The sequence below is a fragment of the Dietzia sp. NPDC055877 genome, from assembly GCF_053615975.1.
On sequence record NZ_JBSHCV010000002.1, the window covers coordinates 230,410 to 242,580 of the forward strand.

Sequence of the window (12,171 nt, forward strand, 5' to 3'; positions counted from 1 at the left end):
ACGGCGCGACGCAGGGCGCCCCGGTAGGCGGTGACGCCCCCGCCGGTTCGCGGCTCGTGCCCGGCGTCCCGGGCGTTCTGGACGAGGACGCGGTCCGCGCCACCGGGGAGTGGATCGCCTCCGTCCAGAAGCCGAGCGGGGAGATCCCGTGGTTCACCGGTGGGCACACCGACCCCTGGGACCATGTCGAGTCCGCGATGGGACTGACGGTCGCCGGACAGTGGGAGGCCGCCCGGCGCGCGTTCGGATTCCTCCGGGACACCCAGCGCACCGACGGTTCCTGGCCGATCAAGTGGCAGGACGGCGAGGTCGCCGATGCCGACACGGACACCAACTTCTGCGCCTACATCGCGGTGGGACTGTGGCATCACCACCTGGTCACCGGAGCACGTGACTTCCTGGAGTCGATGTGGCCGACCGTGCGTCGCGCCCTCGATCTCGTGCTGACCCATCAGGGCCCCCAGGGACAGATGTGGTGGGGCTCCAGCCCGCGTGGCTTCTGCGACGAGGCGCTGATCACCGGATCCTCGAGCATCCACCACGCCCTGAGGTGCGGAGTCGCGATCGCCGAGGAGCTCGGTGAGAGCGCCCCGGAATGGGACCTGGCCGCCGACCGGCTGGGGCACGCGCTGCGCGCGCACCCGGAGCTGTTCACGCCCAAACCCGAGTTCTCGATGGACTGGTTCTACCCGGTGCTGACCGGCGTGATGGTGGGCGAGCAGGCACAGCAACGGATCGACGCCCGGTGGGGCGATTTCGTGGTGGACGGCCTGGGGATCCGGTGCGTCGACCACCGCCCGTGGGTGACCGGCGCCGAGACGTGTGAGTTCGTGCTCGCGCTCGAGGCCGCCGGTCGTCACGAGCAGGCGCTGGAACAGTTCACGAACATGCAGCACCTGCGCGAGGCGGACGGTTCCTACTGGACCGGCCTGGTCTTCGCGGACGGCAAGCGCTGGCCGGTCGAGCTGAGCACGTGGACCGGCGCGGTGGTGCTGCTGGCCGCGGATGCGCTCTCGCGCACCACGCCGGGCAACGAGATCTTCCGCTACGTTGCCGATCACACGATGCAGCGGCTGCGGTCGCGGCCGGGCGACCCGGCCACCTGCGAGGGCGACACCGCGGCCGACTGCGCGTCGGGCGCAGGGCCGAACGGGAGGCCCGTCAACGGGGCATCGCGCAACGGGGCATCGCGCGAGGCGGCCGAGGGCGCGGTCGGCGAAGCCCGCCCGTCCGAGTACTCCGTGCGATAGTCTTTCGGTAGCCGTCGATGGACACCTGTCTGGTCGGGTGTCTTGCAAGGCGGGGGCCGCGGACGAGGGAGTACGCATGGAGTTCGGACTGACCCTGTTCACCAGTGACCGGGGGATTCGGCCGACCACCGCGGCCGTCGCGGCCGAGCGGGCCGGTTTCTCCGCGTTCTACGTGCCCGAACACACACATATCCCGGTCCGCCGCGACGCGGCCCACCCCGGCACCGGCGGTGCCGAGCTGCCCGATGAGCGCTACTGCCGGACCCTGGACCCGTGGGTCGCACTGGGGGCGGTCGCGGCCGTCACCCGGACGATCCGGCTGGGCACCGCCGTGTCGATCCCGGTCGAGAGCGATCCCATCACGCTGGCCAAGTCCATCGCCACCGTCGACAACCTCTCAGACGGCCGCATCGTCCTCGGCGTGGGCTACGGCTGGAACCTGGACGAGATGGCCGACCACAACGTGCCACCCGGGCGCCGCCGCACCATGCTCCGCGAGTACCTCGAGGCGATGCGCGAGCTGTGGACCCACGACGAGGCCGAGTACCACGGCGAGTTCGTGGACTTCGGGCCCAGCTGGGCCTGGCCCAAGACCGCGCGCAAGCCGGGGCCGCTCACCCTGGTGGGGGCGGCGGGCAACGAGAAGAACTTCAAGTGGATCTGTCGCAGCGCCGACGGGTGGATGACCACGCCGATCTCGCAGGACATCTCCGGAAGCGTCCGACTGCTGCGGGAACTGTGGGCCGAGGCGGGTCGTGAGGGTGAGCCGTACATCGTCGTCCTGGACGGGAAACCGGAGCCCGGGAAGATCGAGATGTATCGCGAGCTCGGCGTCCACGAACTCGTCTACGGCACGCCGGACCGCTCCGAAGACGAGGTGCTCGGCTACATCGACCGCCTCGCCGGGAAGCTGGGAATCGGCGCCGGCGTCTGAGCCCGACGCTTGAGCCCGGCTTCGGAGACAGACGCCCGGCCCGGCGCCCAGTCCGTTACGGTGACGCCCTGCGCCCGCACCCGGGCCGCGTGAGGCGTCACCCGGGGACGGGCGCCCGACGGTAACGTCGGGTCATGGACACCGCGGAATCCGGTAACCCCGTCGTCGTCGTCACAGGTGCCGGGGGCGGCCTCGGGGCCGCCACGGCCGCGCTCTACGCCGAGCGCGGCTGGCAGGTCGTGGCCGTCGACCTCAGGGCGCCCGCCGGCGGCGCAGGCATCACCGGGCTGGCCGCCGACGTCACCGATTCGGCCTCGTTGGAGACGGTCGCCGACCGCGTGCGCGCCGAGCACGGCCGCATCGACGTGCTGATCACCTTCGCGGGAGTCCTCGGGATCGGGCCGCTCACCGAGTCCGACCCCGAGAAGACCCAGCGCGTGCTGGACGTCAACGTCATGGGCACCGTCCGCACCGTTCACGCGCTGTGGGATCTGCTGCGCGAGAGCGGCGGGCGCGTGGTGCTCATCAGCTCCGAGACCGGCCCGCAGCACGCCATGCCGATGAACGGCCCCTACGCCATGAGCAAGCACGCCGTGGAGGCCTACGGCGACGCGCTCCGCCGCGAGCTGATGTTCCTCGGGATGGACGTCGTGCTGGTGCAGCCCGGCCCGTTCCGGACCGGGATGACCGCCGCCATCCTGCGCAACTTCCAGGAGTCGACCCGGCCGGGCTCGCCGTTCGCCGCCATGGCATCGGTGATGGGGGAGATGGCCGCCGGGCAGGACGAGGTCGCCGGGGACCCGTCGGTGCTGGCGGAGACGGTATGGGCTGCCGGGACCGCCCGCCGTCCTCGACACCGCTACGCGGTGAAGTGGGACCTCGGACGTCGCCTGCTCGACCTCCTGCCCGTGCCGGTCGTCGACAAGGCGCTCACCCTCGCGCTCGCCGGAAAAATCAACGCCCGCAAGCTCGAGCTCCGGCGCGAGGCCGCCGACGACCGGCGGGCGATGAGCGAGGTGGCCGACTGACGCACCCTGCCATGACCGACCCGACCAGTTGTACCGACGTGACGATCAGGAGCGCGACCCATGACCAACCTCGACCCGCGACCGGACGAGATCGAGTGCGAGGCCGGCGGGGCGGCCAACGGCCGTGAGCCCGGCGGCGCCCGCGTGGAGATCATCACCTCCCGCGACGTCCCGCTCGGCGGCCCACGCGCGATGACCGTCAAGCGGACCCTGCCGCAGCGGCAGCGTTCCCTCATCGGGGCGTGGTGCTTCGTCGACCACTACGGGCCCGACGATGTCTCGGCGAGCGGCGGAATGGACGTGCCCTCCCACCCGCACACCGGGCTGCAGACCGTGAGCTGGCTGTTCGAGGGCAACGTCACGCACCACGACTCCGGGGACAACCACGCGGTGGTCCGGCCCGGAGAGGTCAATCTCATGACCTCCGGCGCCGGCATCTGCCACACCGAGGTGTCGACCCAGGACACGACGGTGTTGCACGGGGTGCAGCTGTGGACCGTGCTCCCCGACGAGCACCGCGAGACCAGCGGCCGCCGCTTCGATCACCACGTGCCCGAGCCGGTGGCATTCGACGGCGGTTCGGCCCTGGTGTTCATGGGCTCGTTGCTGGGGTCGTCGTCGCCGGTCTCCACGTTCTCCCCGCTGCTCGGGGCGGAGATCCGCCTGGACCCCGGTGCGGAGCTGACCATCGACGTCGACCGGGACTTCGAACACGGGCTCCTCGTCGACGCCGGGGACCTCACGCTCGAGGGCGTGAGCGTCGAGCCGGCCCAGCTGGCCTACACGGGCGTCGGTGAGACCACGCTGACCGTCCGTAACGTCGGCGATTCCCCGGGCCGCGCCGTCCTGATCGGTGGCACGCCGTTCGAGGAGGAGATCATCATGTGGTGGAACTTCATCGGCCGCACCCATGATGAGATCGCCCGCTACCGGCAGGAATGGGAGGAGCACTCGGAGCGCTTCGGACGCGTCCACGGCTACGTCGGCCACGACCTGGAGGGGCTGACCCGCCTGCCCGCGCCCACCCTGCCCACCACGACCCTCACACCGCGCGTCAACCCGGCGGGGCGAGCCCGGACCGACCGGCCCGGGACCGACTGACCCGCTGCGGCCCCGCACCGTGGCGCCGCCGAACCCGAAGGAAAGGACGACGACGATGACAGATCGCCAGTACACCGACAAGACCGGAGAGACCGTCACCGTGCGGCGCGACCCGCAGCAGGAGGCCTTCGAGATCAGAACGGCCGACGACGAGGTGGCCGGTCACGCCCACTTCCGCACTCGCGGCGACGATCGGATCTTCCACCACACGGTCGTCGACGAGCGATTCGGCGGCCGCGGGATCGGGACCGCGCTCGTCCGCGGCGCAGTCGAGGCCACGATCGCCGAGAACGTGCCGATCGTGGCCGTGTGCCCGATGGTCAAGGGATTCCTGGAGAAGAACGCCGAGGAGTTCGCGGACTCGTATCGACTCCCGACACCCGACGACATGGCATGGCTGCGCGAACAGGAGGACTGACGTGGCGATCCCACAGCTCGACCGGGTCCACCGGGAGGTCTACAAGCAGCTCGTCCGCTCGGCGGTCGCCTCGCGAGAGGCATCGACCGAGGCCGGGCTCGACGAGGGGCTGCTCGAGCTGGTCAACGTGCGGGTCTCGCAGATCAACGGGTGCGCGGCCTGTCTGGCCACCCACGTGCCGGCCGCACGCGATGCCGGGGTATCCCAACGGCGACTCGACCTGTTGCCCGCGTGGCGTGAGCTCGACGCGTTCGGGGAGCGGGAGCGGGCCGCGCTGCGGCTGGCCGAGACCCTCACACGGCTGGACGATGTGGATGAGCGGGCCGCCGCCATCACGGCCGCGTCGGAACATTTCGACGACGAGCAGCTCGCCGCACTGGAGTGGGCGATCGTGCTGATCAACTCGTTCAACCGCGTGTCGATCGCGAGCCACCACCAGCCACGTCTCGAGGACTGAGGACGGGCGCCGACGGGGCCCGGTGGCCGGCCACCGGGCCCCCGGATCGCCCGACGACCGGGGCCTCGCGTCAGCGGCCGGTCACCGGGATCATGCGCGCCCGGTCCGACGGGACGATCTCCTTGCCGAACGGGAAGCACGTCACGGGGATGAGCTTGAGGTTGGCCCACGCCAGCGGCAGCCCGATGATGGTGATGGCCTGGGCGATGGCGGTGCCGATGTGGCCGATCGCGAGCCACAGGCCGGCGATGAGGAACCAGACGACGTTGGCGACGGTGCTCGCACCCCCCGACCGGCCGGTGTCGACGACCTCCCGGCCGAACGGCCACAGCACGTAGAGCCCGATCCGGAAGCTCGCCACGGCGAACGGGATGGTGACGATGAAGATGACGGCCAGGATCCCGGCCGCGAGGTAGCCGAGGAACAGCCAGAACCCGGCGGTCACGAGCCAGATGATGTTGAGGACCAGAGTCAGCACTTCGCGCATGACACCCGAGTCTAGGCCGGAAGCGGCGGTGCGCCGGCGGGGCTACGGTGGGCAGCGTGAGCAACAAACCGGACATCAGGACCCTCGGCGAGTTGCGCGCCGCCGGGTACACCAGCCGCACTCTCCGAGAGGAGTTGCGGCACAACCTGCTCGGGGCACTCGCCGCTGGCCGGGATCCGTGGCCGGGCATGCACGGCTTCGCCACGACCGTCATCCCGCAACTCGAACGGGCGATCATCGCCGGCCACGACATCGTGCTGCTCGGCGAGCGCGGGCAGGGCAAGACACGCCTACTGCGCACCCTGGTCGGACTGCTGGACGAGTGGTCGCCGGTGGTGGCCGACACCGAGCTGTGGGAGGACCCGCTCGCCCCGATCACCGGCCCCACCCGGGAGCGGATCGCCCGCGAGGGTGACGCCCTGCCGATCGAGTGGCGCCACCGCAGCGAGCGGTACGTCGAGAAGCTCTCCACGCCGGACACCTCGGTGGCGGACATGATCGGCGACGTGGACCCGATGCGGGTCGCGGAGGGCCGCCGGATGGGGGATCCCGAGACCATCCACTACGGCCTGGTGCCCCGCGCCAACCGCGGGATCGTGGCGCTCAACGAGCTCCCGGATCTGGCAGAGCGGATCCAGGTGGCGCTGCTCAACGTCATGGAGGAGCGGGACATCCAGATCCGCGGGTATGTGCTGCGCCTGCCGCTGGATGTGTTGGTGCTGGCCTCGGCCAACCCGGAGGACTACACCAACCGCGGCCGGATCATCACCCCGCTCAAGGACCGGTTCGGCGCCGAGATCCGCACCCACTACCCGCTCGAGCTCGTCGACGAGATCGAGGTCGTGCGGCAGGAGTCCGACCTGACCGCAGACGTTCCGCAGCCGCTCATGGAGCTGTTGGCGCGGTTCACCCGCGAACTGCGCGCCTCCGACGCGGTCAACCAGGCGTCCGGGGTGTCGGCGCGTGTCGCGATCGCCGGCGCCGAGACCGTCGCCGCGGCCGCGCGGCGTCGGGTGGCGGTGCGAGGTCTGGATGACGACGACGGCGAAGCCGTGGCCCGCCTGGTCGATGTCGACGCCGCGGTGGACGTTCTGCGCGGCAAGATCGAGTTCGAGCCCGGGGAGGAGGGGCGGGAGTCGGAGATCCTCCGATACCTGCTGCGGAGCGCCACGATCGATGTCGTCCGGGACCTGTTCCGAGGGGTCGACATGGCGCCCCTCGTCGAGGCCTTCGACGGCGATCTGACGCTGACCACCGGCGCCGACGTGACGGCGGCGGAGTTCCTGGAGGCGCTGCCCGAGCTGTCCGAGCCCGGGTTGTACGACGAGATCGCCGAGCGGGCCGGCGCGCGGACCGCGGGTCAGCGGGCCGGCGCGATCGAGTTGGCGTTGGAGGGGCTGTACCTGTCGCGCCGGTTGTCCAAGGAGACCGGGGACGGCGCCGCGGTATACGGCTGACCCGGCACGGCCGCGAACGCCGGACCAGCGCTGCACGCCGGCGCGGAGGAGAGAGGTGCACGATGGCGCGAGCCGAACGCAATGCCCGCTATGGACGGTATGTCGGCGGGCCGGACCCGCTCGCCCCACCGCTGGACCTGTCGGAGGCGCTCGAGGCGGTGTCGGAGGGCGTGATGGCCGGCTACTCGCCGCAGCAGTCGATGCGGGAGTTCCTGCGCAGCGGTGGTCGGGACCTGACCGGGCTGGACGAACTCGCCGGCGACCTGAACTGTCGGCGGCGCGAACTGTTGGAGAAGCACCACCTCGGGGGCACGCTGGACGAGGTCGCTCGATTGCTCGAGCAGGCCGTGCTGGCCGAGCGGGGGCAGCTCGCCCGGGACACCCGGATGGACGCGATGGACCGCACCATGCGGGAGATGACCCTCGAGAATCTCCCGGGCTCCCCGGCCGCGGCGGTGGGGGAGCTGGCGGAATATGACTGGGCATCCACCGACGCCCGCGAGTCGTTCCGGCAGATCCAGGATCTTCTCGGCAGGGAGGCGCTGGACGCCCGGTTCTCCGGGATGAGGCAGGCGCTCGAGAACGCCACCGACGCCGACCGGGCCGCCGTCTCGGAGATGTTGTCCGACCTGACCGACCTGCTGGACAAGCACTCGCGCGGGGAGGATACGCGCGAGGACTTCGAGCGCTTCATGGACACGCACGGGGACTCGTTCCCGGAGCAGCCGCGCGATGTCGAGGAACTCATCGACACGCTGGCGGCCCGATCGGCCGCGGCGCAGCGGATGATGAACTCGATGATCCCCGAGCAACGGGAGGAGCTGATGGCCCTGTCGCAGCAGGCATTCGGTTCGCCCGAGCTCTCCGATCAGCTCGGTCGGCTCGACGGGCTGCTCCAGACCCTGCGACCCGGCGAGGACTGGGGTGGTTCCAGCGACTTCGAGGGCTCTGACGGACTCGGTATGTCCGAGGGGGCGGCGGTGATGGCCGAGCTCGGTGATCTGGATCGGCTGGCCGAGCAGCTCGCGCACTCCGACGGATCGCCATTGTCCGAGCTGGACCTCGAGGCCGTGGCCCGGCACCTCGGTCACAGTGCGGCGGTCTCCGTACAGACCCTCGCCCGGATCGAGCGGGAGATGCGGGAGTCCGGCTACCTCAGTCGCCGTCCGGACGGTGACCTCAGGCTGTCCCCGGCCGCACTGCGGAAGCTGGGCCGTTCGCTCCTGCGGGACGCGGCCCGCCGGTTGTCCGGGAGGTCGGGCGCGCGGGAGACCCGGGCCTCGGGAGCCGCCGGGGAGCAGACCGGGGCGAGTCGCCAGTGGCAGTTCGGTGACGTGGCGTCCTGGGATGTGCCGAGGACGGTCACCAACGCGATCACCAGGTCGGCGGCGGAGGGCCGCCCGACCGGGCAGCGGATCCGGCTGCTGCCCGAGGACATCGAGGTCCGTGAGAGCGAGGCCCGCACCCGGGCGGCGGTCGCGCTGCTGGTGGACACCTCGTTCTCCATGGCGATGGAGGGCCGCTGGGTCCCGATGAAACGCACGGCGCTGGCCCTGCACCACCTGATCACCACGCGGTTCCGGCAGGACCGCATGCAACTCATCTCGTTCGGCAGTCTCGCGCAGACGAGGACCATCGAGAGCCTTCTCTCCCTGGACGCCCGATACGAGCCGGGGACGAACCTGCACCATGCGCTGCTGTTGGCGGGACGCTTCTTCCGCGAGCACCCCACGATGCAGCCGGTGCTGCTCATCGTCACCGACGGCGAACCCACCTCGCACCTGCTCGCCGGTGGGGAGCCGTGGTTCGCCTATCCGCCGGATCCCGAGACGATCCGCACGACCGTCGACGAGTTGGACCGGGTGGCGCGGTTCGGGGCCCGGACGACGTTCTTCCGGCTGGGGGACGACCCCGGACTGTCGCGGTTTCTCGACGCGCTGGCCCGGCGGGTGGACGGCACGGTGGTCGCGCCGGAGGTCGACGACCTCGGCGCCGCGGTGGTCGGCCGATTCCTGCACGCCCGGCGCGGTGGGCCCGGTGCCGGCGACCCTTGGAGTGCCGGCGGCCGCTGGGCCGTCTGATCCGGCGTCCCGGAGGGTGTGGCCGGCGGCCCGGCTCAGGGCATCGGGGCGCCGACCTCGCCGGCGTCGCGGCGCAGCACGCGCAGCGAGTCCACGGCGCGGACCTCGGTGAACTGGCCGGACTCGATCGCACGGCAGTAGATCTCGTACGGGGGGCGCCCGCCGTCCTCGGGGTTCGGGAAGACGTCGTGGATGAGCAGTGCTCCGCCGATCTCGACCCACGGGGCCCACCCCTCGTAGTCGGCCTGCGCGGCCTCGGAGGAGTGCCCACCGTCGATGAACACGAACGAGGCGGGTTTGCCCCACACGCGGGCGACCTGACGGGAGCTGCCGACGGCCGCGGTCACCACGTCGTCGAGGCCGGCGTCCCACACGGTGTGCCGGAACCGGCCGAGCGTCTCGAGCCGACCGGTGTGCGGGTCGACGAGGTCGGCGTCGTGGTACTCCCAGCCCGGCTGGTGCTCTTCGGAACCCCGGTGGTGGTCGACGGTGACGATGCTGCCGCCGGTCACCCGGGCCGCTGCGCCGAGGAACACCGTCGAACGGCCGCAGTAGGTGCCGATCTCCACGCCCACACCGTCGCCCAGGTACTCGCAGGCGATCTCGTACAGGGTGGTGCCCTCTTCGAGGGGCATGAAGCCGGGGGCGGCGAGCGCGACGGCCAGCAGCGACGGTTCGATCTCGGGTGCGGTCATGGGCACCAACCTAGTAGGCACCCCTCAGCTCTCGGCGCGGCGGGCGGCCTTGCGGGCCCGGGCCACGTGCGGCCCCACGACGTTGCCGAGCTTGGTCCCGTTGGGCCAGCCCGCGTAGTAGCAGAGGAACAGCACGATCTCCTCGAGCTCGTCCGCCGTCAGTTCGCCGTTGCCCAGCGCCGCGCCCACCTGGATATCGGCGATGTCCGAGTTCCCCTGGGCGGTGAGGGCGCCGAGCAGCAACAGCCGGCGGTCGCGGTGGGTCAGTCCGGGACGGGACCAGATCCGACCGAAGAGATGGTCGGCGGTCTCGGCGAAGTAGTCACCCGGCCCGTCCGACATCTCGAATCCGTACGCCTCGGTCATCATGGCCAGTCCGTGTGCGCGTTCCGGGCTCAACCCGGCGTCCGCCTCGTTGCTCATCCGTGTACCTCGTCGTTGTCGTCGTTGTTGTCGTTGGTCTCGTCGGCACCCGCGCCGACACGCGCTCCGGCGCCGGCCCCGGTGCCCGCATCGGCGGCCAGGGCGATCTCGCCCGGCCCCACACCGAAACCGGCGCCCAGATCGCGCAGGGCGATCGCACCGAGCGGCAGGTCCACGCCCAGGCGATCGGCCAGGCCCAGGGCGAGCGACAGGTCCTTCTCTCCCAGGCCGCGGACATGGGTGAACACGCCGTGCCAGAAGTCCTCGGGGTCGATCGGCGCGGTGGTGTCGCGGAGCATCACCGCGCCGGCGCCGCCCGTGATCGCGTCGGTGTGCCGCACCACGCGGCCTAGCCCCGCGATGTCAATGCCTGCGGCCTCGGCCAGACGCGAGGCCTCGGCCGTCGCGGTGAAGGAGATGAAGTGCAGCAGGTTCCGCGCCAGCTTCATCCGCGTGCCCGCGCCCACCTCGCCGGCGTGGACAGGCATGCCCGCCCAGAGCCTGAACGCCGGCCTGCAGGCGTCGTAGACCTCGCGCGGGCCGCCGACCATCACCGCGAGTTCGCCGGCCTCCGCACCCTGCGCGCCGCCCGAGACGGGGGCGTCGATCAGATGTACGCCGGCCGCAGAACACACCTCGGCCAACTCTACGGCCGTCGAGTCGGAGATGGTCGAGTGGACGGCGATCACCGTTCCGGGGGAGGCGGTGCGCAGGATGCCGTGCGGGCCGTCGACCACGTCGCGGACCTGGGCGTCGTCGAGCACCGTCACCGAGATCAGCTTCGCCGTCCGGGCCACATCCTCCGCGCGATCCGCGACGGTCGCGCCCTCGGCGACGAACGGCTCGGTGGCCTCGGCGCGCACATCGCACACCACGAGCCCGCCGGGCCAGGCGAGCAGTCGCCTGGCGATGGGCGCGCCCATGTTGCCCAGTCCGATGAAGCCGACCGGGGCGGGGGAGTCGTCGGGAAGTCCCGGCCCGATCGGCGCGTCGGCCGGATCGGTGGGGTCCAGGTCGTCTGCGCCACTCATGGGCGGATGCTCGCTCACGATCTGATGACCTGTCCGCCGTCGACGTTGAAGATCTGGCCGGTGATCCAGCTGGCCTCGTCCGACAGCAGGAACAACAGCATCCCCACGAGGTCCTCCGGCTGGCCCATCCGCTTAATCGGCAGCTTGTCCACCATCTCGCTGACGATCGATTGCGGGGTGGTGGTGAGGTTGGCCTCGGTGGCGATCGGGCCGGGGGCGATCGCATTGATGCGGATGTTCGAGCCGCCCAGCTCGGTGGCCAGCTGCTGGGTCAGGCCGTTGACACCCACCTTGGCCAGGCCGTAGAAGCCCGAGTACAGCCACGCCGCGGTGGAGGACTGGTTGACGATCGCGCCGCCGCCGGCGGCCGCCATCTTCTCCCAGCAGGCCCGCACCATGAGCAGCTGGCCATTGAGATTCACCGACATGAACTTCTCGTAGTAGTCCCACGGCACGGTGATGAGGAAGTCCAGCTTCATGCCGCCGAAGATCGCGGCGTTGTTGACCAGCATGTCGAGCCCGCCGAATCGCTCCACCGCGGCCTCGGCGCACGCGTTCGCCGAGAACTCGTCGGAGACGTCGGTGTGCTGGAAGAAGGCGTGGCCGCCGGCCTCGATGATCTCGGTGGCCACGCGCTCGCCCTGCTCGGTGGAGACGTCGGCCACCACCACCTTGGCACCCTCGGCGGCGAGCGCCTTGGCGTACTCCTCGCCGATGCCGCCGGCCGCGCCGGTCACGATCACTGTCTTACCGTCGAAACGTCCCATGGTCTGACTGCCTTCTGTTGATGGATGCTGTGGTGAGGGGCC

Annotated in this window: 13 protein-coding genes; 8 read left to right on the forward strand and 5 right to left on the reverse strand. The window is 71.0% G+C overall.

Annotated elements, in window-relative coordinates; all coding sequences use genetic code 11:
* The first annotated feature begins 56 nt into the window (after positions 1-56).
* The 6 genes from ACWGLC_RS03285 to ACWGLC_RS03310 all read left to right on the forward strand — a co-directional run bounded on the left by ACWGLC_RS03285 (position 57) and on the right by ACWGLC_RS03310 (position 5,188).
* Positions 57-1,250, forward strand: a complete 1,194-nt coding sequence (locus tag ACWGLC_RS03285) for a prenyltransferase (RefSeq protein WP_452098738.1) — start codon at positions 57-59, stop codon at positions 1,248-1,250.
* A 76-nt stretch (positions 1,251-1,326) separates the two neighbouring features.
* Positions 1,327-2,184, forward strand: a complete 858-nt coding sequence (locus tag ACWGLC_RS03290; protein ID WP_452098558.1) for an LLM class F420-dependent oxidoreductase — start codon at positions 1,327-1,329, stop codon at positions 2,182-2,184.
* 134 nt (positions 2,185-2,318) lie between these two features.
* Positions 2,319-3,212 carry an SDR family NAD(P)-dependent oxidoreductase gene (locus tag ACWGLC_RS03295; protein ID WP_452098559.1) on the forward strand — a complete coding sequence of 298 codons (894 nt, stop codon included), beginning with the start codon at positions 2,319-2,321 and terminating at the stop codon, positions 3,210-3,212.
* Positions 3,213-3,272: 60 nt separating this feature from the next.
* Positions 3,273-4,313: a pirin family protein gene (locus ACWGLC_RS03300; RefSeq protein WP_452098560.1), complete on the forward strand. Its 1,041-nt coding sequence runs from the start codon at positions 3,273-3,275 to the stop codon at positions 4,311-4,313.
* Positions 4,314-4,368: 55 nt separating this feature from the next.
* Positions 4,369-4,731: a GNAT family N-acetyltransferase gene (locus tag ACWGLC_RS03305; RefSeq protein WP_452098561.1), complete on the forward strand. Its 363-nt coding sequence runs from the start codon at positions 4,369-4,371 to the stop codon at positions 4,729-4,731.
* 1 nt (position 4,732) lies between these two features.
* Positions 4,733-5,188, forward strand: a complete 456-nt coding sequence (locus ACWGLC_RS03310) for a carboxymuconolactone decarboxylase family protein (RefSeq protein ID WP_452098562.1) — start codon at positions 4,733-4,735, stop codon at positions 5,186-5,188.
* Between the two features lie 70 nt (positions 5,189-5,258).
* Here ACWGLC_RS03310 and ACWGLC_RS03315 read toward each other — a convergent pair whose 3' ends face one another.
* Complete coding sequence (locus ACWGLC_RS03315) at positions 5,259-5,675, reverse strand: YccF domain-containing protein (RefSeq protein ID WP_452098563.1); 417 nt, start codon at positions 5,673-5,675, stop codon at positions 5,259-5,261.
* Between the two features lie 56 nt (positions 5,676-5,731).
* Here ACWGLC_RS03315 and ACWGLC_RS03320 point away from each other — a divergent pair, with 56 nt between their 5' ends.
* Positions 5,732-7,132 carry a sigma 54-interacting transcriptional regulator gene (locus ACWGLC_RS03320; RefSeq protein ID WP_452098564.1) on the forward strand — a complete coding sequence of 467 codons (1,401 nt, stop codon included), beginning with the start codon at positions 5,732-5,734 and terminating at the stop codon, positions 7,130-7,132.
* 62 nt (positions 7,133-7,194) lie between these two features.
* On the forward strand, positions 7,195-9,213 hold the full coding sequence (locus ACWGLC_RS03325) for a vWA domain-containing protein (protein WP_452098565.1): 2,019 nt from the start codon (positions 7,195-7,197) through the stop codon (positions 9,211-9,213).
* A gap of 35 nt (positions 9,214-9,248) precedes the next feature.
* On the opposite strand, the gene ACWGLC_RS03330 is transcribed toward ACWGLC_RS03325, so the two are convergent.
* The 4 genes from ACWGLC_RS03330 to ACWGLC_RS03345 are packed head-to-tail and all read right to left on the reverse strand — an operon-like array spanning position 9,249 to position 12,129.
* On the reverse strand, positions 9,249-9,908 hold the full coding sequence (locus tag ACWGLC_RS03330; RefSeq protein ID WP_452098566.1) for a class I SAM-dependent methyltransferase: 660 nt from the start codon (positions 9,906-9,908) through the stop codon (positions 9,249-9,251).
* Between the two features lie 24 nt (positions 9,909-9,932).
* Positions 9,933-10,331, reverse strand: coding sequence for a carboxymuconolactone decarboxylase family protein (locus ACWGLC_RS03335; protein WP_452098567.1), 399 nt, complete (start codon positions 10,329-10,331; stop codon positions 9,933-9,935).
* Complete coding sequence (locus ACWGLC_RS03340; protein ID WP_452098568.1) at positions 10,328-11,362, reverse strand: NAD(P)-dependent oxidoreductase; 1,035 nt, start codon at positions 11,360-11,362, stop codon at positions 10,328-10,330. Before ACWGLC_RS03340 ends, ACWGLC_RS03335 begins: the two co-directional genes overlap by 4 nt.
* Positions 11,363-11,376: 14 nt before the next feature.
* Positions 11,377-12,129 carry an SDR family oxidoreductase gene (locus ACWGLC_RS03345; RefSeq protein ID WP_452098569.1) on the reverse strand — a complete coding sequence of 251 codons (753 nt, stop codon included), beginning with the start codon at positions 12,127-12,129 and terminating at the stop codon, positions 11,377-11,379.
* Positions 12,130-12,171: the final 42 nt, after the last annotated feature.